The following is a 22,557-nucleotide window of genomic DNA, read 5'->3' as shown; positions in this document are numbered from 1 at the left end:
ACGGTACGAAAGCCTAATCACGCTGCGTTTAGACTTTGGTAACGACGAGATTGGGTTATATATAACTGATGATAAGGGTATTGTATAGATTTTAAAGGATTTTATCTGTCATAGTCAGTATAGTTTAGGCCCGGCAGGGAATAAGGTCAGTTACTACGCGTAACGGCCCGCTGAGCTCCACGTGAACCATGGATTCCGGCTAAATAAAAAAGCCGCCCTGGTTGGGGCGGCTTTCTTTGCTGGCAGCGAAGCTGGGTTCAGTGCGAAAGGAAATCGATCAGCCTGCGCGGAACCGGGACCCCCGCACAATCACTCGCTCCTACTAGTACTCTTCCTCGAGCTGTTCGAAAATGGCTTCCATGGTGTCGAAGTCGCGCAGGCCGGGCTTGATTTCGTAGCCGCCGTCGAGGATGATGCCGGCCGGGCAGACTGCTTCAAGCAGGGGCCGCACATTGTCGGGCGTAATGCCGCTGAGCCACAGCGGCAGATGGGTGCCCACAGCTTTGAGCCGGGCCTGCTCGGCAGTTGTCAGTTCCCGGGCGGGCACCTCTACCACGGCCGCCAGCCCCTCGGGCAGGAGCGGGGCAAACTGCGCGGCCAGGGAATCGGGGAGCTGGCCGGTGAGCAGGGGTACCAGCGGCAGGCCCAGCAGGACCGGGCCGGGCACGGGCCGGGTCGGCGCCCGGCGCAGCAGCAGCTCCTGCACGCCACACTCCGCCGCCAGCGCCTCAACCTCAGCCAGCGGCAGGGCGTCGAACTCGCCCAGCAGGCGCACGCCCGCCACCCAGCCGGCCAGCTCCTTTACCGTGGCGGGCGTCACGGCTCCGGGCAGGTTCGGGTCGAGGGTGAAGATGAGGCCGTCGGCCCCCATACCAGCGCAGTAGCGGGCATCGGAGAGGTTGTTGATGCCACGGACGAGGACGGAGGTAATCAAGGCCATAAGAAGCAAGCAGAGAATAAGGCGGAAAAGCCGAACCGGCTTTCGGCAGCCGGGGTTGTTCGGGGCGCAAACTTCGGAAGAAATTCCGGGGCGTGATATGGGCCCGGAAAGTTCGTTTGCCGGACCGGCCGGGGCCGAATCCGTATCTTTGCGGCGGCGGCCGGGAACTTTGGACTCCCGGGCGTTTTTCTCAACTTATATGAATACGACCAAAGGACGCGTACTCGTCGCCATGAGCGGCGGCATTGACAGCTCGGTAGCCGCGGTGCTGCTGCACGAGCAGGGCTACGAAGTGGTGGGCATGACCATGAAAACCTGGGACTACGCCTCGGCGGGCGGCTCCAAAAAGGAAACCGGCTGCTGCTCGCTCGACTCCATTAACGATGCCCGGCAGATTGCCGTGGAGCTGGGCTTTCCCCACTTCATTATCGACATCCGCGAAGAGTTCGGCGACTTCGTTATCAACAACTTTACCGACGAATACCTGGCCGGGCGCACGCCCAACCCCTGCGTGCTCTGCAACACCCACATCAAGTGGGACGCGCTGCTGCGCCGGGCCGACCAACTCGGCTGCGAGTTCATTGCCACCGGCCACTACGCCAACGTGCGCGAAGAGAACGGCCGCTTTATCGTCAGCAAGGGCCTCGACGAAAACAAGGACCAGAGCTATGCGCTGTGGGGCATCTCCCAGGAAAGCCTGGCCCGGACGCTGTTTCCGCTGGGCGGGATGCGCAAAACCGAAATCTACGACGAGGCCCGGCGCCGGGGCTTTACCGAGCTGGTAAACAAGCCCGAGAGCTATGAAATCTGCTTTATCCCGGACAACGACTACCGCGGCTTTCTGAAGCGGCGCGTCGAAGGGCTGGAGGAGCGCGTAGCCGGCGGCGACTTCGTGCTGCGCGACGGCACCGTGCTGGGCAAGCACGAAGGCTTCCCGTTCTACACGATCGGGCAGCGCAAGGGCCTGGGTTTGGCCCTGGGCTTCCCGGCGTACGTAACCGAAATCCGCCCCGAAACCAACCAGGTCGTGCTCGGCAACTACGATGACCTGGCCAGCACCGTGACGGTAGTCGGCAAGCTGAACCCCGGCAAGTACGCCTCCCTGGAAGGGCGGGGCCTCGTGCCGGCGGTAACCAAAGTGCGCTACAGCCACCACGGCTCCCCGGCCTTTTTAGAGCAGATCGGGGAAAAGATCCACGTATATTTCGAGGAGCCGGTTCACGCCATTACACCCGGTCAGGCCGCCGTGTTCTACGAGGGCAACGACGTGCTCGGGGGCGGCTGGATTGAGCGCAACGTCACCTACGAAGTACCCGTAAGTTCGGCTGTAACGGCTGCCAACCTATGAAGCAACAACGGAAGTCCTGGCTAAGCAAGGCATTAGGAGCGGGGCTGCTGGCCCTGGTAGCCGTGGCCTGCACCACCGAAACCGTACCCGGCCCCGAGCGGGGCACGGAGTACTACCCCGTCGAGGTCGGCGACTTCCGCATCTATAACGTGGTTGATTCCATCTGGAACGAGGACGTGCCCACGGCCACGCGGTTTCAGTTTCGGGAGCGGGTCACCGAGACGTTCCTGGATGCCATGGGCAAGCCGGTGTTCCGGGTCGTGCGCTCCCGCCGTGCCACCGCCACCGACAACTGGCGCGACGACAGCGTGATGCTGGTCAACAAAACCGACCAGACGGTGCTGGTCACCAAAAACAACCGCCGCACCGTGGACCTGGTATTTCCGATCCGCGAAGGCGGAACCTGGAACCTGAACGCCTACAACCCGATCGACACTATTGTAGCCAAAAACCGCAGCTACGCCCGGCTGGGGGAGCCGTTCGAGGTGAGCAGCGGCGGCGGCACCTACCGCTACGACGCGACCGTGACGACCGTGGCCGACGACATCAACCTGATTTACCCGACGGTGTGGCAGCAGGTATATGCCAAGGGTGTGGGGCCGGTATACCGCGTAGTGCGGCGCTACAACTACGGCTGCCCCCCTCGCTCTGATTCCGGCTGCGCGTTTGTGCCCGGCTATATCAAAACCGGGCACTCCCGTACCGAGGTGCTGGTGGAGTACGGCGGCTAGCTTTTTTGATTTGACTATGGACAACGCCCGGCAACCCAATGCCGGGCGTTGTTGTCTGGTTTTAACCCGCTCGAAACGAAATTTTATCCCGGGGCCAGACAACCATTCGACGGGAAATCAGTCACATTCCTGACGGGCAGCTGCCAAAAGCCCTGCTCTTTTCGTATCTTGAGACCAGCTAAATCCTGCTCCCCTTGACTAGAAAGCAACTCTCCGCCTTTGTGCTGCTGGCCAGCAGCTGGCTTGGCGCCGGCTTTGCCACGGCGGCCCCCGGTGCGCCCGAACCCGCTGCCGGCCCGCCCGCCGTTCGTAAGCACCTGATTTATTTCCGTGACAAGGCTAACTCGCCTTATAGCGTCACCCAGCCCCAGGCGTTTCTGTCGGCCCGGTCGCTGCAGCGGCGCACCCGTCAGAACATTCCGGTGCTGCCGCGCGACCTGCCCGTGAATCCGAGCTACGTCAGCCAGGTGAAGGCCGTGCCCGGCGCCCAGCTGCTGTATACCTCCCGCTGGTTTAACGCCGCCATGGTCTCCTGCGACTCAGTTACCCTGGCCCAGCTGCAGGCCCTGCCGAGTGTGCGCTCGGCCACCACGCTCAGCCGCAACCAGGCCACCCGCTCCCGCAAGCGCGACGCCGAGGTAGAATCCCAGCGGGGCGCTCAGGCGGAACAGCTCCTGTCCCGGGCCGACTACGGGCGGGCGTTCCGGCAGGCCGATATGATCGGGGCCGTAGCGATGCACAACGCGAACTTCCGGGGCGAGGGAATGCAGATTGCCGTGTTTGACGCCGGCTTTCCGGCCGTGGACGTGATTCCGGGGTTTACGTCGATGCTGCAGGAGCGGCGCCTGGCCAGCACGTTCAATTTTGTAGATAAGACCCAGGCCGTATTTCTGCGTAACAACCACGGCACGGCCACGCTGTCGACCATGGCGGGCAACCAGCCTGGCTACTTTATCGGCACGGCGCCCAAAGCCACCTACCACCTGCTCATCACCGAGGACATCAACTCCGAGCACCCGGTGGAGGAAGCCAACTGGCTTGTAGCCGCCGAATACGCCGATTCGGTGGGCGTCGACATCATCAGCTCTTCGCTGGGCTACACCACATTCGATTTCCCGTCCATCGACTACACCTACAACGACCTGAACGGCCGCACGGCCATTTCGTCGCGGGCGGCCACCATGGCGGCCCGGGTGGGCATTCTGGTGGTCAACAGCGCCGGTAACGAAGGCGGCGGCCCCTGGCGCTACATCTCCGCGCCTGCCGATGCCGACTCCATCATGACGGTTGGCGCCGTGGACTCCCTGGGGAACCGCGCGGGCTTCAGCTCCTACGGCCCCACGGCCGATGGCCGCATTAAGCCTAATCTGGCCGCCCAGGGCCAGGCCACCACGTTTTTGAACTCGGCCGGCGTAGCGGTGCGGGGAAATGGTACCTCGTTTTCCTGTCCCGTGCTGGCCGGCATGATTGCCGGGTTCTGGCAGGCCAACCGGAACCTCACCGCCCAGCAGGTTATCAGCTTTATGCAGCGCTCCGGCACCCGGTTTACCTCGCCTAACAATGAAGTCGGCTACGGCATTCCCCACTTTGTGCGGGCCTACAACCTGGCTAATCCGAGTACGCCGCTGGCAGTAAGCACGGGCGCCAAAACGCCGGATGGCTTGGCGGTGTACCCCAATCCGACCCGGGACGGGGAAATGAATCTGCTGCTTACGCCCGAATTTCGGGGAGCCTCCCTGCGCATCCGGCTTTACGACGGGCGGGGCAGTCTGGTGAGCGAGCAGCAGCTGGAGGCTCCGAATGCAACCCAGGTGCAGGTGCGCACCGGCCACCTGGCGAAGGGGCAGTACACGTGCCTGATCAGCAACGGAAAAATCCAGCGTACGGTGCGTTTTGAGAAGATTTAGGCCGGTTTAGGGCTTGCTTTTACCCCCGTTTCTGGGTATCTTTAAGGGATGCGAAAAGGAGAAATTCAGGCAGCTGGGTTTCTCCTTTTTCGTGTCGGCAAGACAATCCTTTCCCACCGTTGCCGTTAACCGGGCGCTGCCCGCCGGGTTATCCGGCCACAAAAAGTACGTTGCATTTATGCTCCAGTTAATGGTTACCAAGCGCATCGGGCGCCGCCAGTTTCATTTCACCGTGCAGGGCTCGAATTTCCACGATGTCGTGGCCGAATATGACCGGCTCAGCTTTCCCGACGTGGCCGAGTGCGGCCTCTGCGGCTCCGACAACCTGGACCTCACCTCCCGGGTGGCCCAGGGCAAGTTCAAATACACGTCCGTGAAGTGCCTGAGCTGCCGCGGCGACCTGACCTTCGGCAAGATGGAGCGCGACGACCAGACCGTGTTCCTGCGCCGCCGCGAGGACGGGCAGCTCGACTGGCGCGCTTTCGTAAAGACCGAAAAGTAAACCTTCCACCGCAGTCCCGGCTCCTTTGAGACCGGGACTGTTTTTTTCGTGGCCAATCCTGCCGCTCAACCTTTACCTTCGTGGTATGACACTTTCCCGCCGCCGGGTGCCGCTGCTGGCCCCTTCGCTGCTCGCCGCCGACTTTGGCAACCTGCAGGCTGAAACCGAACGACTCGCCACCAGCGCCGCCGACTGGCTGCACTGCGACGTGATGGACGGGCGGTTTGTGCCCAACATCTCCTTTGGCCTGCCCGTGCTCCAGGCCATTCACCGGCATGCCGCCCAGCCCCTCGACGTGCACCTGATGATCGAGGAGCCCCAGCACTACCTGGCGGCTTTCCGGGAAGCCGGGGCCACCACCATCACCGTACACTACGAAGCCTGCACCCACCTGCACCGGGTGGTGCAGCAGATCAAGGCCCTGGGCTGCCAGGCCGGCGTGGCCCTGAACCCGCATACGCCCGTGGGCGTGCTCGAAGACATTGCCGCCGATCTGGATCTGGTGCTCATCATGTCGGTAAACCCCGGCTTCGGCGGGCAGTCGTTTATTCCGAACACCCTGCGCAAGGTGGCGGCCATGAAGGAGCTGCTGGTGGATACGGGCTCAGCGGCGCTGATTGAAATTGACGGGGGCGTAACCCTTGAAAACGCCGGTGCCCTGGTGGAGGCCGGCGCCGACGTGCTCGTGGCCGGCAGCTTTGTCTTCAACTCCCCCGACCCGGTGGCGACCCTGGCGCAGCTCCGGGCCCATCTGGATGCAACGATTGGGGCTGAACTTTCGGGGCAGGAGTGATGCGCCTAGTTCATCCAGGCATTTCTTTGTCCCGGCCGGGGGGCTGGCTGCTGCTGCTGGCTTTGTTTTGCTCGCTGGCAGCCGGGGCGCAGCCGGGCGGCCGGGTTACCGTAGCCGGCGTAGTGCGCGACGCCGCCGGGCAGCCGGTCGAGCAGGTCGCCGTGGGCGTGGAAGGGCAGACGGGCGGAACCAACACTGACAGTCAGGGCAAATTTCAGCTTAGCGTAGCTGCCGGCACCGGCAACCGTGCCCCGGTGCTGGTGCTGCGCCGCCTGGGCTACCAGACGGTGCGCGTTCCGCTGGATCTGACTGCTTCCCAGGACCTGTCCATCACCCTGGGTACTGATTCCCGCGCCCTGCGCAACGTGACCATCCGGGGCCGCTCCGACGAGGCTGACACCCGGGAGCAGGTCAGCATCACCCACATCGACCCCCGAGCGGCCAAGGAGCTGCCCTCGGCTTTCGGCGACTTCAACCAGATCCTGAAAACCCTGCCCGGGGTGGTGGCCAACAACGAGCTGACCAGCACTTATTCCGTACGGGGCGGCAACTACGACGAGAACCTGGTGTACGTGAACGGTATCGAGGTGTACCGGCCGTTTCTGATTACGGCGGCCCAGCAGGAGGGACTCAGCTTTATCAACCCCGACCTGGTCAGCAAGGTGGAGTTTTCGAGCGGGGGCTGGCAGCCCAAGTATGGCGACCGGCTTTCCTCCGTCCTGAACATCGACTACAAAAACCCCGAGAAGTTTGCCGCTTCGGCCACCGCCAGCCTGGTGGGTGCTACGGGGCACGTGGAAGCAACCTCGCCGAACGGGCGGCTAAGCTACCTGGCCGGGGTGCGCTATAAGAACGCCACCTACGTGCTTCGCTCCCTGCGCCAGCAGCAGGGCGGCTACAATCCCACTTTTATCGACGGGCAGGTCTACGTGCGCGCAGCCCTCGGTCCCGAAGGCAACCGGGAAAAGACCACGCTGGGTTTTCTGGGCTCGGTGGCGCACAACGATTTTCGCTACAACCCCGAGTCCGGGCAAAGCACCTTCAGCACCAGTACCAACCAGTTTACCCGCATCTTCATTACCTACCAGGGGCGGGAGCGGATGCAATACGACACCTACCAGGGCGGGCTCAACCTCAGGCACCAGTTTACCCCGAATCTGGAAGGCGAGCTGCTGGCCGGCGCGCTGCTTTCGCGCGAGTATGAGTACCGGGATGTCGAGGCAAAGTACAGCCTGGCCGAAATTAACCGCGACCCCCGTTCTCCCGACTTCAACCAGGCCGTGCGCCAGCGCGACGTCGGCTCCCGCTTCGACCATTCCCGCAATTCTCTGCTGGCCCGGCTGGGCACGCTCGAAGCCCGGGGCCGGTGGACGCCCGGCACCCGGCATACCGTTCGGTGGGGCGCCAAAGCCGGCCGGGAGCTGATATCCGACCAGCTCGACGAGTATGGCTTTGCCGACTCCGCCGGGTTTGTGCCCCCGGCCCGCATGACCCGCCTGCGCACCGACCTCGACCTGAGCAGCTACCGGTACCAGGGCTACGCCCAGCACACCCTGGAGCTGGATTCGCTGCGCACCCTGACCTACGGCGTGCGGGCCCACTACTGGTCGGTGAACCGGCAGCTGGTGTTCAGTCCCCGGGTGCAGTACTCGTTTGTTTTCCCCAGGCATCCGCAGGTATCCTACAAAGTGGCCGCGGGCTTCTATTACCAGCCGCCCTTCTACCGGGAGCTGCGCAACCAGCAGGGCCTGCTCAACCCCGAGCTTCGCGCCCAGCGCTCCCTCCACCTGATTGCCGGCAATGAAGTCCGCTTTGAGCAGTGGGGGCGGCCGTTCCGGTTTTCCGGAGAGGTGTACTACAAGTACCTCACCGACGTCGTGCCCTACGACATCGACAATGTGCGCCTGCGCTACTTCGCCCAGAACAACGCTACCGCCTATGTCGCCGGCCTCGATACCCGGGTGAGCGGGGAGTTTGTGCCCGGCGCCGAATCGTGGTTTAGTCTGGGGCTGCTCACGACCCGGGAAAATCTGGTGGGTGACTCCGTGAATACGTTTGATGAGGAAGGCCGCCTGTCGGGGCGGGTGGCTAAAGAGTACATCCGCCGGCCCACCGACCAGCGCCTGAACGTGGGGGTGTTCTTTCAGGACCACCTGCCCAACAACCCTTCCTTTAAAGGCTATGTGAATCTGGTGTTCGGCTCCGGCCTGCCATTCAGCCCGCCCGGCCTGCCGGACCTGCGCGGCCTGGCCGATCTGACCCGCTCGTACAAGCGGGTGGACCTGGGCTTCTCCAAGGTGCTGGCCCTGCACCCGGATGCCGCCGGCGCCCGGCGCCGGTACCAGCTGGAAAGCCTGTGGCTGGGACTGGAAGTGCTGAACGTGCTTCAGGCCAACAACGTGGCCGGCTACAGCTACGTGCAGGACGTGAACGGCATCACGTATTCCGTGCCCAACTACCTGTCCCAGCGAGTTGTCAACCTGCGCGCAATTGCCAGGTTTTAGGTAGGACTTAGGATTGGTACGAACGCCCAACGACGAAAAAAAAGGCCCGCAACAGCTGTTGCGGGCTCTTTTCTGTAACCCCAAATCAGGGTGGCAGTACCACCCTAAGACCCTAAGACCCTAAGACCCTAAGACCCTAAGACCCTAAGACCCTAAGACCCTAAGACCTAATACGCCTTGGCCTGCCAGTCAGTAAGGGAAACGCGCATGCTGGGGAGCTGGGCCTTGAAGTTGGCATCGTCCTTATCTCCAATCTTAATGGCTTTCTTGGCGTACACGATGGCCGTGCCGTAGTCGTTGCGGGAAGCCAGCAGCCGGGCCTTGATCCAGTTATTGCTGTAGGTGTCCTTGAGTTTGATGGAGCGGTCGATGTAGCGCAAAGCCAGCTCGGGCTGAATGTTGTTCTGCACAAGGTAGTCGGCAGCCTGGCTGAGCAGCTGCCAGTCGTTGGGCTTGGCGGCCAGGGTTTTTTCCATCTCCTGCAGCACCTTGGTGTGCACGTCCACGCCGATGTAGATGCTAACCATCCGCTTTTCCCAGGCCAGGTTGAGGCGGGCACCGGTGGGCCGCACTTCGGAAAACCAGTACAGCAGGTTTTCGTGGAAGGCAATGGGCTCGGGTACGGCGGCCATCCGCATCAGGTCATCTTTGGCATCGTACCCCTCAGCACCCCAGTGGGTGGTGACTTTATTGAGAATAACCTGCCAGTCCTGATCCGAGGTCGGTATGACGTAGAGCGAATACTTGCCCGCCGGAACCCGGTGGTTGCTGATGGTCACGTCGCCGCTAAAGCTGATAATGGTATTTTCATTGGCCCCGGCCCGCCAGACCTGATTGTAGGGAACGAGCTGGCCCCACACGGGCCGGTTTTTCACGCCGGGCGTGTGGTAGTCAACCGTTATATCGGTTAGCCCGACGGTCTGCATGACCACGGCGTGGGGGCTGGCCCGGGGCAGCGTCAGCTGCTGGGCGTGGACCGAAAAGAGGGGTAGGAGCAACAGCGCGGTGAGGAAGCAAAAGGAGCGCAACATGTGAAATAGCATAGATTGCAACCATAAATGGTGAGTAGTGCCGAGCGTCTGAAACAATAGTGCCAGACTCCGGTTCTACGGGGGTACTAAACCGCAAAGGTGCACGAAGGGACAATATTTTACAGAAATACTTTCCCGTTCTGATTTCCCGCGTACTTTTGCCCCGTCACTCCGACCATATGCCCCTGTTCGTGTCCTTCTGCTCCCCAGTGCGCCATTCGGCCCCAGCCCCCAGTGCGGGCGCGGCCCAGGGCCGGGGTATGGCACATCATCAGCACGGGCACCATTCCTCTCTCTAGAGGAATAATACAATCATATTGCCCCCGTTGGGGGAGTCCAGTTGACTCCCCGGCCGCCTTCCGAAGGCGGCCCCGCTGCCCTTTGCTTCCGTTTCCGGTTTCCGCAGCCCAGTTCCCGTACCTGTCTTTCCCGAACCCGCGCCGCGTATCCACCGGGTTTATTTCCCTTCCCTAATTCTTTGTAGTATGATTCGATTGGCCATTCAGAAGTCCGGACGTTTAAGTGAGGACTCGCTGAGCCTGATTCGGGAGTGCGGTATCAGCTTTGTCAGCAGTACCTACAAGCTGAAAACCGAAGCCACCAATTTTCCGCTCGAAATCCTGTTTCTGCGCGACGACGATATTCCCGGCTACGTGCAGGACGGTGTGGCCGACCTGGGCATTGTCGGCCAGAACGTGCTGGTGGAAGCCGGCTTTCCCGACCTGGAAGTGGAAGCTCTGGGCTTTAGCAAGTGCCGCCTGTCCCTGGCCGTGCTGCGCAACCAGCCCTACGCCGGGGCTCAGGATTTGCAGGGAAAGAACATTGCCACGTCCTATCCCCAGATTCTGGGCCGCTACCTGGCCGGGCAGGGCGTGCAGGCCAACCTGCACACCATCAGCGGCTCGGTGGAAATTGCCCCCAGCATTGGGTTGGCCGAGGCCATCTGTGACATCGTCTCTTCGGGTTCTACGCTGCTGGGCAACGGCCTGCGGGAAGTGGAAACGGTGTTCCGCTCCGAAGCGGTGCTGATTGCCAACCAGGAGCTGTCGGCCGAGAAGCAGGACCTGCTGGCCCAGCTGCGGTTCCGGATGCAGGCCGTGCGCCGGGCCCGCCGCAACAAGTACATTCTGCTCAACGCCCCGGCCGACTCGCTCGAGGCCGTGAAAGCGCTGCTGCCCGGAATCAAGTCGCCCACTGTTACGCCCCTGGCCGAGCCGGGCTGGGTGTCGGTGCAGTCGGTGGTTAACGAGGACGACTTCTGGCACATCACCGGCCAGCTCAAGGCAGTCGGCGCCGAAGGCATCCTGGTTCTGCCGATTGAAAAGATGATTAGCTAGGATTTTGGGGTCTTGGCTTTTGGCATCTTGGATGCCGTTCAATGAACCAACACGACCAGACTAACACCAACCAAGTATCCGCCACCCCAAGAGCCAAGACGCCAAGACCCCAAAATCCAAGCCCCAACAACATGCAGATATTCCGTTATCCGGACCCGGCCAGCTGGCCGGCCCTTCAGCAACGACCGGCTGCCGGCGAAGCCCGGCAGGTGAATGAGCGCGTGCGCGAGATATTCGAAGACGTACGCCAGCGGGGCGACGAAGCGCTGCGCCGGTATGCCGCCGAGCTCGACGGCGCCGAGCTCACCGATCTGCGGGTGTCGCGCCAGGAGCTGGCGGCGGCCGCCGCGCAGGTTCCGGCCGAGTTGCAGACCGCCCTGCGCCAGGCCCACGCCAACCTGTGGAAGTTTCACGCCAGCCAGCACGAAGAGGAAAAGCGTCTCGAGACCATGCCGGGGGTGGAATGCTGGCGGCGCAGCGTACCGGTGCAGCGGGTAGGACTCTACATTCCCGGGGGCTCGGCCCCGCTGTTCAGCACCCTGCTGATGCTGGGGGTGCCCGCCCGACTGGCTGGCTGCCCCGAGGTAGTGCTGTGCACCCCGCCCGGCAAGGACGGCTCCGTGAACCCCGTTATCTTGTTCGCGGCCCAGCTGCTGGGTATTCCAACCATCATCAAGGCCGGCGGGGCCCAGGCCATTGCTGCCCTGGCCGGCGGAACAGAGAGCGTGCCGGCGGTGGATAAGATTTTCGGCCCGGGCAACCGCTACGTGACGGCGGCCAAGCAGCTGGCTACCCAGCACGGCGTCGCCATCGATTTGCCGGCCGGTCCGTCCGAGGTGCTGGTCATTGCCGATGACTCGGCCAATCCGGCTTTCGTCGCGGCCGACCTGCTCAGCCAGGCTGAGCACGGTCCCGACTCCCAGGTGATTCTGCTGACGACATCCCAGGAGCTGCTGGCCCAGGTAAACGAGGAAGTGAGCCGGCAGCTAACCGAGCTGCCCCGCCGCGACGTCGCGGCCCTGGCCCTGCAGGAAAGCCGGGCTTTGCTGCTGCGCACGCCGGAGGAAATGCTGTTCTTTTCCAATCAGTACGCGCCCGAGCACCTGATCCTGGCTGTCCGCAACGCCGAGGAGCTGGCCGGGGGCGTTACCAGCGCCGGGTCGGTTTTCCTGGGTCACCTCACCCCGGAGGCCGCCGGCGACTACGCCTCCGGCACCAACCACACCTTGCCCACCGGCGGCTTTGCCCGCAGCTACAGCGGCGTTTCGCTCGACTCGTTTATGAAGAAAATAACGTTTCAGCGTATCTCCGCCGAAGGGTTGCGGCACGTGGGGCCGGTGGTTGAAATCATGGCCGAAGCCGAAGGGCTGCAGGCCCACGCCCGGGCCGTCAGCGTCCGGCTGGAAAGCCTGATTGGCCAGGGGTAACTTACTCATACCGGCTGGGCTTCCTTTACCGGCAGCCTTGCCTTACAACAGCTTTATGTTTGAGCTTGAAAAACTAGTTCGCCCCAATATCCGGGCCATGCAGCCGTACTCATCCGCCCGCGACGAATTTCAGGGCGAAGCCCGGGTGATGCTGGATGCCAACGAAAACAGCCTCGGCAGCGCCGGCCCTGACCGGTTTAACCGCTACCCCGACCCGCATCAGCGGGCCGTGAAGGCCGCGCTGGCTCCGTTGAAACAGGTTGAGCCCGGGCAGATCTTCCTGGGCAACGGCTCGGATGAGGCCATCGACCTGCTCGTGCGCCTGACCTGCCGGCCGGGCCAGGACCGGATTCTGATTTTGCCGCCCACCTATGGCATGTACGAAGTGGCGGCCAACCTGAATGACGTGGCCCTGGAGCGAATTCCGCTCACGCCCGATTTTCAGCTTTCCCCGGAAGCCGTAGCTCAGATTGTGGCTTCGGATGCCAAGCTGGTGTTTGTCTGCTCGCCGAACAACCCGACCGGGAACCTGCTGCATGCCGCGGCAGTGGAGGAAATCCTGCAGGGCTTCCGGGGGCTGGTGGTGGTAGATGAGGCATATGCTGATTTCGCGGCGGCCCCGAGCTGGACGTCCCGCCTGGCTGAGTTTCCGAACCTGGTTGTTCTGCAGACGTTTTCCAAAGCCTGGGGCCTGGCCGGTCTGCGCCTCGGAATGGCTTTCGCGTCGGGAGCCCTCATCGGTTACCTTAATAAGATCAAGCCGCCCTATAACGTGTCGGAGGCCAGCCAGCAGCACGCCCTGGCGGCCCTGCGCGATGCACCCCGCTTCGAGCAGATGCGGCAGGAGCTGCTGCGTGGGCGCCGCTGGCTGGAAGACCAGCTGAGCGGGGTCGGTATCGTGGAGCAGCTGTTTCCTTCCAATGCCAACTTTCTGCTGGCCCGCTTCCGGCCGGATGCCACGGCGGTTTACAACTACCTGCTCGGGCTGGGCATCGTGGTGCGCAACCGGACCACCCAGCCCGGCTGCGCCGGCTGCCTGCGCCTGACAGTCGGCACCCCGGCGGAAAACGAACAGCTCGTGGCCGCCCTGCGGGACTTTAAACGCTAACGGCCAATTGTTTTACGCCCGGCCGGCGTTCTGGCCAGTCCTTCCTCTTTTATACCACATGAAGAAAGTACTTTTCATTGACCGCGACGGGACCATCCTCGTGGAGCCGCCGACCGATTTTCAGGTGGACGCGCTGACCCGGGAGAAATTTCAGTTTGTACCCGGCGCCATCACCGGGCTGGCCCGCATTGCCCGGGAGCTGGACTTCGAGCTGGTGCTGGTCAGCAACCAGGACGGACTCGGGACGGCCAGCTTTCCGGAGGATACGTTCTGGCCCGCGCACACCATGATGCTCGACATCCTGCGCTCGGAAGGGGTGGAGTTTGTCCGGGAGCACATTGACCGGAGCTTTCCCCACGAAAACCTGCCGACCCGCAAGCCCGGTATCGGAATGCTGCAGCAGTACCTGGGAGAAGGCTACGACCTGACCGGCTCATTTGTCATCGGTGACCGGCTCACGGACGTGGAGCTGGCCCAGAACCTGGGCTGCCAGTCAATCCTGATCCGGACGGATGCCGACCCGCGGGCTGCGCTGACTACCACCAGCTGGGAAGCCATCTACCAGTTTCTGCGCCTGCCCGCCCGCACAGCCGTGGTACAGCGCGATACGAATGAAACCAGGATTCGCATTGAGCTGAATCTCGACGGAACCGGCCGGCCCCAGATGCAGACGGGCCTGGGCTTTTTCGACCACATGCTCGACCAGCTCAGCAAGCACTCCGGAGTCGACATGGCCATCCACGTTCAGGGTGACCTGCACATCGACGAGCACCACACCATCGAGGACACGGCCATTGCGTTGGGGGAGGCCTTCACCCAGGCGTTGGGCGACAAGCGCGGCCTGGCCCGCTACGGGTTTCTGCTCCCCATGGATGATGTGCTGGCCCAGGCCGCCATTGACTTCTCCGGCCGGCCGTGGCTGGTGTGGGACGCCGAGTTTAAGCGGGAGCGGGTAGGGGATATGCCCTGCGAAATGTTTTACCATTTCTTCAAGAGCTTTTCCGATGCCGCCCGTTGCAACCTGAACATCAAGTGCGAAGGTCAGAACGAGCACCACAAGATCGAGTCGATTTTCAAGGCCGTTGCCAAGGCCATGAAAATGGCGCTGGTCCGCAATGCCAATCAGATGGAAGTACCCAGCACCAAGGGCATCCTGTAATGCTTATGCATTTGGGTAAAGACGGATTGGTTTGTTTTTCTGGATTTCAGCCCTTGCCTGATAGAGTGCGTAATACCGAGTCCGGCTTTCGTAACGCATTTAAACAAATGAGTAAATTGAGTAGAATTCCAAATGGATATAGCGGTAGTTGACTACAAAGGCGGCAATGTGCAGTCAGTGCTGTTCGCGTTGGAGCGCCTCGGGGTGCAGGCCATGCTCACGGCAGATCCGGAAGTAATTCAGCGCGCCGACAAGGTTTTGTTTCCGGGCGAAGGCGAGGCGGCATCGGCAATGCGGGAGCTGCGCGCCCAGGGCCTCGACCAGGTGCTGCCCACGCTTACGCAGCCTTTTCTGGGTATCTGCTTGGGCATGCAGCTGCTGGGAACCCACAGTGAGGAAAACGACGCCACGATGCTCGGCATTCTGCCCTTCGAGGTAAAGCGGTTCCCGACCGTGCCCGACTACCAGGTACCCCACATGGGGTGGAACAACCTGCGCCGGCCCCGGTCTCCGCTGTTTGCCGGGCTGCGGGAAGCTGACTTCGTGTACTTCGTGCACAGCTACTATGCCCCGGTCGGCGACTATACCATTGCCGAAGCCGAGTACCCGGCGCCCTTTAGTGCCGCCGTCCAGCACCGCAACTTCTACGCGGTGCAGTTTCATACCGAGAAAAGCGGCCCGGTCGGAACCCGCATCCTGGAGAACTTCCTCAACCTTTAAACCCCGGCCTCGCCACCAAGCAATGGAAATAATACCCGCAATCGACCTTATCAACGGACAGTGCGTGCGGCTCACCGAAGGAGACTTCGCCCAGCAGACTACCTACGACTCCGACCCGTTGGCCGTGGCCCAGCGCTTTGAGGCCGCCGGAGTGCGTCGGTTGCACCTGGTAGACCTGGATGGAGCCCGGGCCCGGCAGCCGGTCAACCTGCCCGTGCTCGAGCGTATCGCCCGGCACACCAGCCTGGTCATCGACTACGGGGGCGGGCTACAGAGCGAGAAAGCCGTTCGCCAGGCCTTCGACGCAGGCGCCGCCCAGATTACCGCGGGCAGCATTGCCGTCCGGGAGCCGGAAACCGTGCAGGGCTGGCTGCAAACCTTCGGGGCCGCCCGCATCCTGATCGGGGCTGACTTTCGCGACAACCATATTTCCATCAATGCCTGGGCCGAGCAGTCGGAGCGGACGGTGGCGGAGTTTATTCAGGCGTATCTACGCCAGGGAGCTACGACGTTCGTGTGTACCGATGTCAGTAAGGACGGCAGGCTTCAGGGGCCGGGGCTGGAAACGTACCGCGCCCTCCGGGAAACCTTGCCGGCGGCGCAGCTGGTGGCCAGTGGGGGCGTTACGACCCTGGCCGATGTCGAGGCTCTGGCGGCCGTGGGCATGCACGGAGCCATTATCGGCAAGGCCATCTACGAAGGCACCATCACCTTAACCGAGCTGAGCAAGTTCCTGTAGCCCGCTGTCCATGCTGACGAAACGAATCATTCCCTGTCTTGACATCAAGGACGGCCGCACCGTAAAGGGCGTGCAGTTTGAAGGCCTGCGCGACGCCGGCGACCCGGTGGCCCTGGCCGCGCGCTACGCGCTGGAAGGCGCCGATGAGCTGGTTTTTCTGGACATCACGGCCACCAACCAGAAGCGCACCACGCTGATTCATTTGGTGCGCGACGTAGCCCGGGAGCTGGATATTCCATTCACGGTAGGTGGGGGCATCAGCACGGTGGCCGATGTGGAAGCCCTGCTGCTGAACGGAGCCGACAAGGTCAGCATCAACTCCGCGGCCCTGCACCGTCCGGAGCTGATCGACGAGCTGGCCCGGCGTTTTGGCTCCCAGTGCATCGTGGTAGCGGCGGATGCCCGCAACAACCCGGAGAACGGCTGGCAGATCTACACGCGGGCCGGCACCCACAACACCGAGCGGGATGCCGTGGCCTGGTGCCGGGAAGCGGCCGACCGGGGCGCCGGGGAATTGCTGCTCACGTCCATGAGCAACGACGGAACCAAGGATGGCTTTGCCCTGGATCTGACCGGCGCGGTAGCCCGGGCCGTATCCATTCCGGTGGTGGCCTCCGGCGGAGCCGGCCGGATAGAGCATTTCACCGAGGTCTTTCAAACGGCCCGCGCCCACGCCGGCTTAGCGGCCAGTATCTTTCACTTCGGGGAAATCGGAATCCGGGAGCTCAAGGAACACCTGCAGGCCGAAGGCATTCCCATGCGGCTGTAGAAAGAGATTCAGGGATAAAGGAGCATCAATCAAGTATAAGCAGGCCCCACCAGTGGCTTTACGAAATCCCAAGCATCAAGCACTAACAACATGCAGTTAGACTTTCAGAAAATGTCCGACGGCCTGGTTCCGGCCGTGGTACAGGATGCCGCCACCGGGCAGGTGCTCATGCTGGGCTACGTAAATGAGGAAGCCTGGGAGAAAACCCGGCAGGAGGGACGGGTAACCTTTTTCTCCCGGTCGAAAGGCCGGCTGTGGACCAAGGGGGAAACCTCCGGCAACTACCTGCGGGTCGTAAGCCTGCACCCTGACTGTGATAGTGACGCTCTGCTGATCCGGGCCATTCCCGACGGCCCCACCTGTCACCGTGGCACCACCAGCTGCTTTGAGCAGCCCGGGCAGCTGGCGCTGCCGGTGGCCCCGGTTGGGTTTCTGGCCGAGCTGGAGCGCCTCGTACAGCGGCGGCACCAGCATCCGGAGGAGGATCCTAACTCCTATACCGCGTCGCTGTTCCGGAAAGGAATGCCCAAAATTGCTCAGAAGGTGGGGGAAGAGGCCGTGGAAACGGTCATTGATGCCGTAGCCGGTAACCGGGAGGGACTGCCGGGGGAGGCTGCAGATCTGCTCTACCACTTGCTGGTGCTGCTGACTGCCGCCGGGCTTCAGCTCGACGACGTCGTGGCGGTGCTCCGCCAGCGGCACTCCACTATTTCGGCGGGTCAGCGCCGGGAATAGGTAGACCCTCTGATGCAGGTGGGGGTGGTTTACCTGCGCGGCCGTTGTAATTTGCCGGCTCAATTCCCTCCCGCTGCATGACAGGTGAACCCACCCCGCCGGCCGACTATATTTCCCGCCAGACGCTGACGGTACTGGTGCCCCTGTACAACGAGCAGGAGAGCCTGCCCCAGTTTGTGGTGGAGATGGACAAGTTCCTGGCCCGGGCCCCGCTGCCGGTCACGGTGCTGTTCATCAACGACGGCAGCACGGATAACTCCCTGTCCTTGCTGCGCTCCATTTGCCAGCCCCCGACGGCCTACGAATACCTGTCTCTGGTCCAGAACCGGGGGCTGAGCACTGCTCTAAAAGCCGGTATCGACCAGTGCCGGACTACCCTGGTCGGCTATATCGACGCGGATATTCAGACTTCGCCGGAAGATTTTCTGCTCTTTTTCGAGTTTTTCCCGGCCTACGATATGGTAACCGGCATCCGGGCCCGGCGCCGGGATTCAGTGGTCAAAAAGCTTTCTTCCCGCGTTGCCAACACCTTCCGTCGGGTGCTGATCAACGACGGGATTACCGATACGGGCTGCCCGCTCAAGATTCTGAAAACCGACTATGCCCGCCGGGTGCCCTTACTCCATGGCATGCACCGCTTCCTGGGGGCCCTGGTGCAGCTGCAGGGGGGGCGGGTCCACCAGCTGCCGGTCCGTCACTTTCCCCGTTTTGCGGGCACGGCTAAGTACACCCTCTGGAACCGGCTGTGGAAGCCCTTGGTCGACACCTTCGGCTTCCGCTGGATCCGTAGCCGCTGGGTGAATTATGAAATCAAAGAACAGCAGCGCCGCCCGGCAGGGGGCTCCGCGCGGTGACGACGGCTACGCTGGCCCTCTTGGTGGGCGCGACGGCTCAGCTGTTATTTTTCGGACGGATGGCGCTGCAATGGGTGCAGAGCGAGCGGGAGGGGCGGGTGCTGGTTTCCCGGGCTTTCTGGCTGATTAGTCTCGTGTCGGCCTTTCTGATGCTTGTATACGGACTGCTTCGCCAAGACCCGCTGATTCTGGGGGCTCAGCTGGTCAGCTACGGAATCTATATCCGCAACCTGCAGCTGCTGGGCCAGTGGCATTCCCTGACACGCTGGTTGCGGATTGGAATCTGTCTGGTGCCGCTCGTTACCATTGGATGGCTGCTGGCTACTCCGGACTCCATCCTGGCCCGGGCTATCCGGGAGCATGGCATTCCGGCGGGCTGGCTGCTGGTGGGTGGGGCAGGGCAGGCCCTGTCGCTGCTCCGGTTTGTTTACCAGTGGCTTTACTCCGAGCGCCGCGGAGCTTCCGTATTGCCGCTGGGCTTCTGGGTTGTCAGCCTGTTGGGATCGGTACTTACGATAGTGTATGCCATCTTCCGGGTTGATTTAGTGCTGATACTGGGCAATGCTGTTGGCCTGGTGATCTACACCCGCAACCTTCTGCTGCTCGGACGCACCCGCCGGCAGGGTGGCTCTATTTAACATAAAAAATAGGATAAACCCGGCAGGTCCGTTCCAGCAGGAGCGGCGCACCTATACCATGTCGACTACACCTGCCAGGCCTTTATTCCGGCAGCTGCTTGCGGATCTTATCAAGTAGAATTCGCACGATGTCGAGGTCCTGTTGATCCTGAATTACGAGCTGAGTATCCATCCCTGGTCCGCTTATCCTTATGGAGTAAGTAGCTCCGGCCGCAGTAACCGGCCCGGCAATACTGGCCATCTGGCCACGCCCCGGTTGGCTGACTGCCGGGCTCTCCAAAGGTACTGTCTTACCTGGCTCCACCGGCTCCGCAGAATTGGTACTCCGGTCCCGACGGTCTGCCTCGGGCAGTTGTTCAGAAAAGGCGGAAGCATCGGCAGCGTCCAGATCCAGCGTATCGAGTCCAAACAGCCGGGAAACTGCATCATATGTCCGGGCTGGGGGTACAACGCGGGGCTCCGGGGATATACCCGGCGTAGGAGTCCGGGCATGGGGAGTACTAGGAGCTCCTGGAGCGCTGTTTGTACCCGCAGGGATGCCGGGTGTTGCTGAAGCCTCTGGGGAAGCACCAGTGCCCCGGAACAGGTTTGGCGTTAAATCGGTGCTGGCAATTTCCCGCCTCGGAGTCTGCTGAGCAGAAAGCTGGTCGATATCGGCCAGTACGTTGCGCTCATCCATGATACCAACCATACGGGCACCTTCCAGAAAGGCTTTGGCTACGTTTTGCGCGTTTATCTCCTCAACCCCGAATTCCCGGATCAGGATAACGTCAAACATATGAACCGGGAGCTCCCGGCTCCGGAATTTGCGACAGATCTGCGTGAACAGAGGAGGGTTCAGAAACGCTTCCCGGTGGAATACTTTTTCTTCCTGCTTGTCATAAGCATGCTTGATGCGGCGGAAAAGATTGGTGGTCGTGAGTAACTCACGCTTGCTGGTAACCAAACCGAACTTAACGGCGGAACCAATGATGGCCTTGAACGAGCCACTAACCTTTCTATTGAGTTTGCGGGCACAGGTATCAATGGCACACTTACCACCAGTGTCGTCAACTACTTCAGCTACTTCCCAGGCACTGGTATAAGAAGTGCGGGGATAGTCAATGGTTTTAGGCATGAGAATGAATTGATATCAAAGTATAAAGGCAAAGATAAGCAAGTGAATGCTATATAAAAGTATAAAATAGTAGTACAAAGTATAAAATAGTAAAACCATCGTATACTAATTTTAACTTTTTATACTATTTATTACTTTTGATGATCATTCTCATTAATATCTCTTTACTAATCACTACATAACAACTTAAATAAATACCACCACAACGAAAGGGGGCGGTCGAGGCGGGTAGGGGACAGAAGCGTCTGAATAGGGGGCTTATCCATCGCGCTAAGCGAGAGTAGGCATCCTCGCTGCCATTGTAGCAAGCCTGGCGAGAGCCCTCGTTACAAGAGCTCCTAAGGCCTTCTTATCAGCTATACCGCGAATTGTATTACTTCAGAACAATGATACTGGCACTGAAAACCGAAGGCGCAGCATGCCATTTCATCTCCGGTTAAGCAGATCCTGATTGTGAAGGACCACAGCCGCATAGCTTTAAAGTGTGAGCTAATAGACTAGTGCTGCCAAAACCGTTAACCTGGATGCTGAGGCTACTTAAGCTTCATGCTAAGTACGCTCAATCGTACTATCATAATTTGAACCCATCAGAGTTACCTATTATATGCTTGCCAGTATTGACTGCCTGACAGCATAGCAATTATAGCATCAGACGTGGCCAGCCACAATTAAACGGGCTGCAGGGCGTGGTTATTTAGAAAACCTAGTCATTTAGAATGAGCCGCGGACGGTTGCCGTTTTTTACGCGCTTCTATACAGAGTCGTTAACCTGGGGTCGGCTAACCAGCGGTGCCGAGCGGTGCGGATTCATTGGCCGAACCAGTCCTTGAGTTATACCTCAGCAGATGGTCTATTGTGTTTCCATTCTTGCCGATTTTAGAGTGCCTGAACCAGATACGGCTTTTCGGCACGCTCCCGATACGATTATTGGTTTGTCTTATAATTTATATTATGTTAAGTAATGTTTTGAAAATACAGCCCGGACTCCTGTAGTGGCGGTCCGGGCTGCTGTTCTTCTCCTCGCCTGATCCAGGCAGGCGGTCGGTGTTTATTTCTTCTGACCTTCCATCTTGGCCGACATCCGCTCGGAGTCTGCTTTGCGACCCAGCTGCATGTAGCCTTTCTGAAGTGCCGTCAGAGTGCCGCGGTCATTCGGGCTGATCTGCAGCGCAGCTTCGAAGTACGGAATGGACTGCTCAACCAGCTTTTTGCCTTCGGCCTCCATGGCTTTGCCTTTCTTCTGGTACGTGGCCAGATCCATCTTATTGGTAGCCTTGAAGATGTCGGCGGCTTTGTTGAAGTAGTACACACCGGCGTTGTACTGCGCGTCGAAGTTCTTCGGATCAACCTCTACCGCTTTTTTGTAGGCGGCCAGCGCCTCGTTTGGCTGTTTGTTCTGGTCGTATACCGAGCCCAGCACCGCGTACAGGTTGGAATTCTTGGGATCAACCGCAATGGCTTTGTTGATCTTGTCGATTGCCTCCTTGCCGCGGCCGGCTTTCAGGTACATGTTGAGTTCCATCAACATGAAGTCCTTGTTGTTGGGATATGCCTGCAGCGCCTGCTGGAGCACGGCAGTCTTGGCCTTTTCGTCGTCGCCCGCCATCTGAATCATCCGGCTGTACATCGCCGGCGACTTATAGTTCATGGCCATGAGCTGCTTGTAGCTTTCGTTGGCAGCGGCAAAGTCATTGCCGGCCTGAGCGGCATAGGCAGCATACAGATACGCCGTGGTATCCTGGGGACGGTACTGCTGAGCCAGCCGGTACGACTTCAGCGCCTCCGCGTAGTTTTTGCCGTTGTAGCTCTCTACGCCGGCGTTCAGCGCCTGCCCGTACATAATTTCCTGCAGGGACTTTACTTTCTCATCGGCCTTCTTGGCGAATTCGTTGTCCTTGCCTTCAACTTCCTGGGCTTTTTTGTAGGAGTCATACGCCAGCTTGGTCGCATCAGCCTGGGGTATTGCCTTGCCGAAGATCGGGTCAGTCATCAGCTTCTCGTAGATCTCCCCGCGGGTGTACCAGGTCTTGGCTTTGGTGGAGGTTTTCTCGTTGAGAGCAGCTTTATCAATTTCAGCGCGGGCTTTATCAAGCACGCCCTGGCGCTGATACATGATGGCGTTGACAACAGCCGAGTTCTGGGCCGAGGCCGTGTGCAGCGCCGCGGCAGCGACAATCGTCAGAAAAATCTTCTTCATA

Annotated in this window: 19 protein-coding genes and 1 pseudogene; 16 read left to right on the top strand and 4 right to left on the bottom strand. The window is 60.8% G+C overall.

Annotated elements, in window-relative coordinates; genetic code table 11:
* Nucleotides 1-322 precede the first annotated feature (322 nt).
* Nucleotides 323-940, bottom strand: a complete 618-nt coding sequence (locus tag LJY25_RS00310) for a hypothetical protein (protein WP_227606223.1) — start codon at nt 938-940, stop codon at nt 323-325.
* Between the two features lie 199 nt (nt 941-1,139).
* On the opposite strand from LJY25_RS00310, the gene mnmA reads away from it, so the two are divergent.
* The 6 genes from mnmA (at nt 1,140) to LJY25_RS00280 (ending at nt 8,725) form a co-directional block, all read left to right on the top strand.
* A complete protein-coding gene (mnmA, locus tag LJY25_RS00305) occupies nt 1,140-2,288 on the top strand; it encodes a tRNA 2-thiouridine(34) synthase MnmA (RefSeq protein WP_227606222.1) in 1,149 nt (382 codons plus the stop codon).
* Nucleotides 2,285-3,019 (top strand): hypothetical protein, encoded by a 735-nt coding sequence (locus LJY25_RS00300; protein ID WP_227606221.1) that lies wholly within the window; start codon nt 2,285-2,287, stop codon nt 3,017-3,019. The genes mnmA and LJY25_RS00300 overlap by 4 nt, the downstream gene beginning before the upstream one ends.
* Nucleotides 3,020-3,213: 194 nt before the next feature.
* Entirely contained in the window at nt 3,214-4,926 is a 1,713-nt protein-coding gene (locus tag LJY25_RS00295; RefSeq protein WP_227606220.1) for a S8 family serine peptidase, read from the top strand.
* A 178-nt stretch (nt 4,927-5,104) separates the two neighbouring features.
* Nucleotides 5,105-5,428, top strand: coding sequence for a hypothetical protein (locus tag LJY25_RS00290; protein ID WP_227606219.1), 324 nt, complete (start codon nt 5,105-5,107; stop codon nt 5,426-5,428).
* Between the two features lie 85 nt (nt 5,429-5,513).
* On the top strand, nt 5,514-6,221 hold the full coding sequence (gene rpe, locus LJY25_RS00285) for a ribulose-phosphate 3-epimerase (protein ID WP_227606218.1): 708 nt from the start codon (nt 5,514-5,516) through the stop codon (nt 6,219-6,221).
* A gap of 26 nt (nt 6,222-6,247) precedes the next feature.
* The gene (locus tag LJY25_RS00280; protein WP_227606217.1) at nt 6,248-8,725 is read left to right on the top strand and encodes a TonB-dependent receptor; all 2,478 of its coding nucleotides are present in this window, start codon (nt 6,248-6,250) and stop codon (nt 8,723-8,725) included.
* A gap of 167 nt (nt 8,726-8,892) precedes the next feature.
* On the opposite strand, the gene LJY25_RS00275 is transcribed toward LJY25_RS00280, so the two are convergent.
* Nucleotides 8,893-9,756: a DUF2911 domain-containing protein gene (locus LJY25_RS00275; protein ID WP_227606216.1), complete on the bottom strand. Its 864-nt coding sequence runs from the start codon at nt 9,754-9,756 to the stop codon at nt 8,893-8,895.
* 485 nt (nt 9,757-10,241) lie between these two features.
* Here LJY25_RS00275 and hisG point away from each other — a divergent pair, with 485 nt between their 5' ends.
* The 10 genes and pseudogenes from hisG (at nt 10,242) to LJY25_RS00225 (ending at nt 19,242) form a co-directional block, all read left to right on the top strand.
* Nucleotides 10,242-11,093 carry an ATP phosphoribosyltransferase gene (hisG, locus tag LJY25_RS00270; RefSeq protein ID WP_227606215.1) on the top strand — a complete coding sequence of 284 codons (852 nt, stop codon included), beginning with the start codon at nt 10,242-10,244 and terminating at the stop codon, nt 11,091-11,093.
* Nucleotides 11,094-11,224: 131 nt separating this feature from the next.
* Entirely contained in the window at nt 11,225-12,520 is a 1,296-nt protein-coding gene (gene hisD, locus LJY25_RS00265; RefSeq protein WP_227606214.1) for a histidinol dehydrogenase, read from the top strand.
* Nucleotides 12,521-12,575: 55 nt separating this feature from the next.
* On the top strand, nt 12,576-13,628 hold the full coding sequence (gene hisC / locus LJY25_RS00260) for a histidinol-phosphate transaminase (protein ID WP_227606213.1): 1,053 nt from the start codon (nt 12,576-12,578) through the stop codon (nt 13,626-13,628).
* 58 nt (nt 13,629-13,686) lie between these two features.
* Nucleotides 13,687-14,787 carry a bifunctional histidinol-phosphatase/imidazoleglycerol-phosphate dehydratase HisB gene (gene hisB, locus LJY25_RS00255; RefSeq protein ID WP_227606212.1) on the top strand — a complete coding sequence of 367 codons (1,101 nt, stop codon included), beginning with the start codon at nt 13,687-13,689 and terminating at the stop codon, nt 14,785-14,787.
* 132 nt (nt 14,788-14,919) lie between these two features.
* Nucleotides 14,920-15,507 carry an imidazole glycerol phosphate synthase subunit HisH gene (gene hisH / locus LJY25_RS00250; protein WP_227606211.1) on the top strand — a complete coding sequence of 196 codons (588 nt, stop codon included), beginning with the start codon at nt 14,920-14,922 and terminating at the stop codon, nt 15,505-15,507.
* A gap of 22 nt (nt 15,508-15,529) precedes the next feature.
* Nucleotides 15,530-16,246 carry a 1-(5-phosphoribosyl)-5-[(5-phosphoribosylamino)methylideneamino]imidazole-4-carboxamide isomerase gene (gene hisA, locus LJY25_RS00245; RefSeq protein ID WP_227606210.1) on the top strand — a complete coding sequence of 239 codons (717 nt, stop codon included), beginning with the start codon at nt 15,530-15,532 and terminating at the stop codon, nt 16,244-16,246.
* 10 nt (nt 16,247-16,256) lie between these two features.
* A complete protein-coding gene (gene hisF / locus LJY25_RS00240) occupies nt 16,257-17,015 on the top strand; it encodes an imidazole glycerol phosphate synthase subunit HisF (RefSeq protein WP_227606209.1) in 759 nt (252 codons plus the stop codon).
* Nucleotides 17,016-17,099: 84 nt separating this feature from the next.
* Nucleotides 17,100-17,750, top strand: a pseudogene (gene hisIE / locus LJY25_RS00235) (bifunctional phosphoribosyl-AMP cyclohydrolase/phosphoribosyl-ATP diphosphatase HisIE); the annotation flags it as partial.
* A 77-nt stretch (nt 17,751-17,827) separates the two neighbouring features.
* The gene (locus LJY25_RS00230) at nt 17,828-18,604 is read left to right on the top strand and encodes a glycosyltransferase (protein WP_227606207.1); all 777 of its coding nucleotides are present in this window, start codon (nt 17,828-17,830) and stop codon (nt 18,602-18,604) included.
* A 59-nt stretch (nt 18,605-18,663) separates the two neighbouring features.
* Nucleotides 18,664-19,242, top strand: coding sequence for a lipid-A-disaccharide synthase N-terminal domain-containing protein (locus LJY25_RS00225; RefSeq protein WP_394799939.1), 579 nt, complete (start codon nt 18,664-18,666; stop codon nt 19,240-19,242).
* 82 nt (nt 19,243-19,324) lie between these two features.
* Here LJY25_RS00225 and LJY25_RS00220 read toward each other — a convergent pair whose 3' ends face one another.
* Both LJY25_RS00220 and LJY25_RS00215 read right to left on the bottom strand, forming a co-directional pair.
* On the bottom strand, nt 19,325-20,359 hold the full coding sequence (locus tag LJY25_RS00220) for a hypothetical protein (RefSeq protein ID WP_227606205.1): 1,035 nt from the start codon (nt 20,357-20,359) through the stop codon (nt 19,325-19,327).
* A 1,048-nt stretch (nt 20,360-21,407) separates the two neighbouring features.
* On the bottom strand, nt 21,408-22,556 hold the full coding sequence (locus tag LJY25_RS00215) for a tetratricopeptide repeat protein (protein WP_227606204.1): 1,149 nt from the start codon (nt 22,554-22,556) through the stop codon (nt 21,408-21,410).
* Nucleotide 22,557 lies beyond the last annotated feature (1 nt).

It is taken from the genome of Hymenobacter translucens (genome assembly GCF_020685205.1).
In the GTDB taxonomy this organism is placed as follows: domain Bacteria; phylum Bacteroidota; class Bacteroidia; order Cytophagales; family Hymenobacteraceae; genus Hymenobacter; species Hymenobacter translucens.
This window is presented reverse-complemented; position numbering and strand designations above follow the sequence as displayed.

Excerpts from the sequence above, each read along its gene's own strand:
- LJY25_RS00230 (WP_227606207.1), top strand. The coding sequence starts at position 17,828 with ATGACAGGTGAACCCACCCCGCCGGCCGACTATATTTCCCGCCAGACG.
- hisD (WP_227606214.1), top strand. The coding sequence starts at position 11,225 with ATGCAGATATTCCGTTATCCGGACCCGGCCAGCTGGCCGGCCCTTCAG.
- LJY25_RS00225 (WP_394799939.1), top strand. The coding sequence starts at position 18,664 with ATGGCGCTGCAATGGGTGCAGAGCGAGCGGGAGGGGCGGGTGCTGGTT.
- hisB (WP_227606212.1), top strand. The coding sequence starts at position 13,687 with ATGAAGAAAGTACTTTTCATTGACCGCGACGGGACCATCCTCGTGGAG.
- mnmA (WP_227606222.1), top strand. The coding sequence starts at position 1,140 with ATGAATACGACCAAAGGACGCGTACTCGTCGCCATGAGCGGCGGCATT.
- hisF (WP_227606209.1), top strand. The coding sequence starts at position 16,257 with ATGCTGACGAAACGAATCATTCCCTGTCTTGACATCAAGGACGGCCGC.
- hisH (WP_227606211.1), top strand. The coding sequence starts at position 14,920 with ATGGATATAGCGGTAGTTGACTACAAAGGCGGCAATGTGCAGTCAGTG.
- hisC (WP_227606213.1), top strand. The coding sequence starts at position 12,576 with ATGTTTGAGCTTGAAAAACTAGTTCGCCCCAATATCCGGGCCATGCAG.
- LJY25_RS00215 (WP_227606204.1), bottom strand. The coding sequence starts at position 22,556 with ATGAAGAAGATTTTTCTGACGATTGTCGCTGCCGCGGCGCTGCACACG.
- LJY25_RS00290 (WP_227606219.1), top strand. The coding sequence starts at position 5,105 with ATGCTCCAGTTAATGGTTACCAAGCGCATCGGGCGCCGCCAGTTTCAT.
- rpe (WP_227606218.1), top strand. The coding sequence starts at position 5,514 with ATGACACTTTCCCGCCGCCGGGTGCCGCTGCTGGCCCCTTCGCTGCTC.
- LJY25_RS00220 (WP_227606205.1), bottom strand. The coding sequence starts at position 20,359 with ATGCCTAAAACCATTGACTATCCCCGCACTTCTTATACCAGTGCCTGG.
- LJY25_RS00300 (WP_227606221.1), top strand. The coding sequence starts at position 2,285 with ATGAAGCAACAACGGAAGTCCTGGCTAAGCAAGGCATTAGGAGCGGGG.
- hisG (WP_227606215.1), top strand. The coding sequence starts at position 10,242 with ATGATTCGATTGGCCATTCAGAAGTCCGGACGTTTAAGTGAGGACTCG.
- LJY25_RS00310 (WP_227606223.1), bottom strand. The coding sequence starts at position 940 with ATGGCCTTGATTACCTCCGTCCTCGTCCGTGGCATCAACAACCTCTCC.
- LJY25_RS00275 (WP_227606216.1), bottom strand. The coding sequence starts at position 9,756 with ATGTTGCGCTCCTTTTGCTTCCTCACCGCGCTGTTGCTCCTACCCCTC.
- hisA (WP_227606210.1), top strand. The coding sequence starts at position 15,530 with ATGGAAATAATACCCGCAATCGACCTTATCAACGGACAGTGCGTGCGG.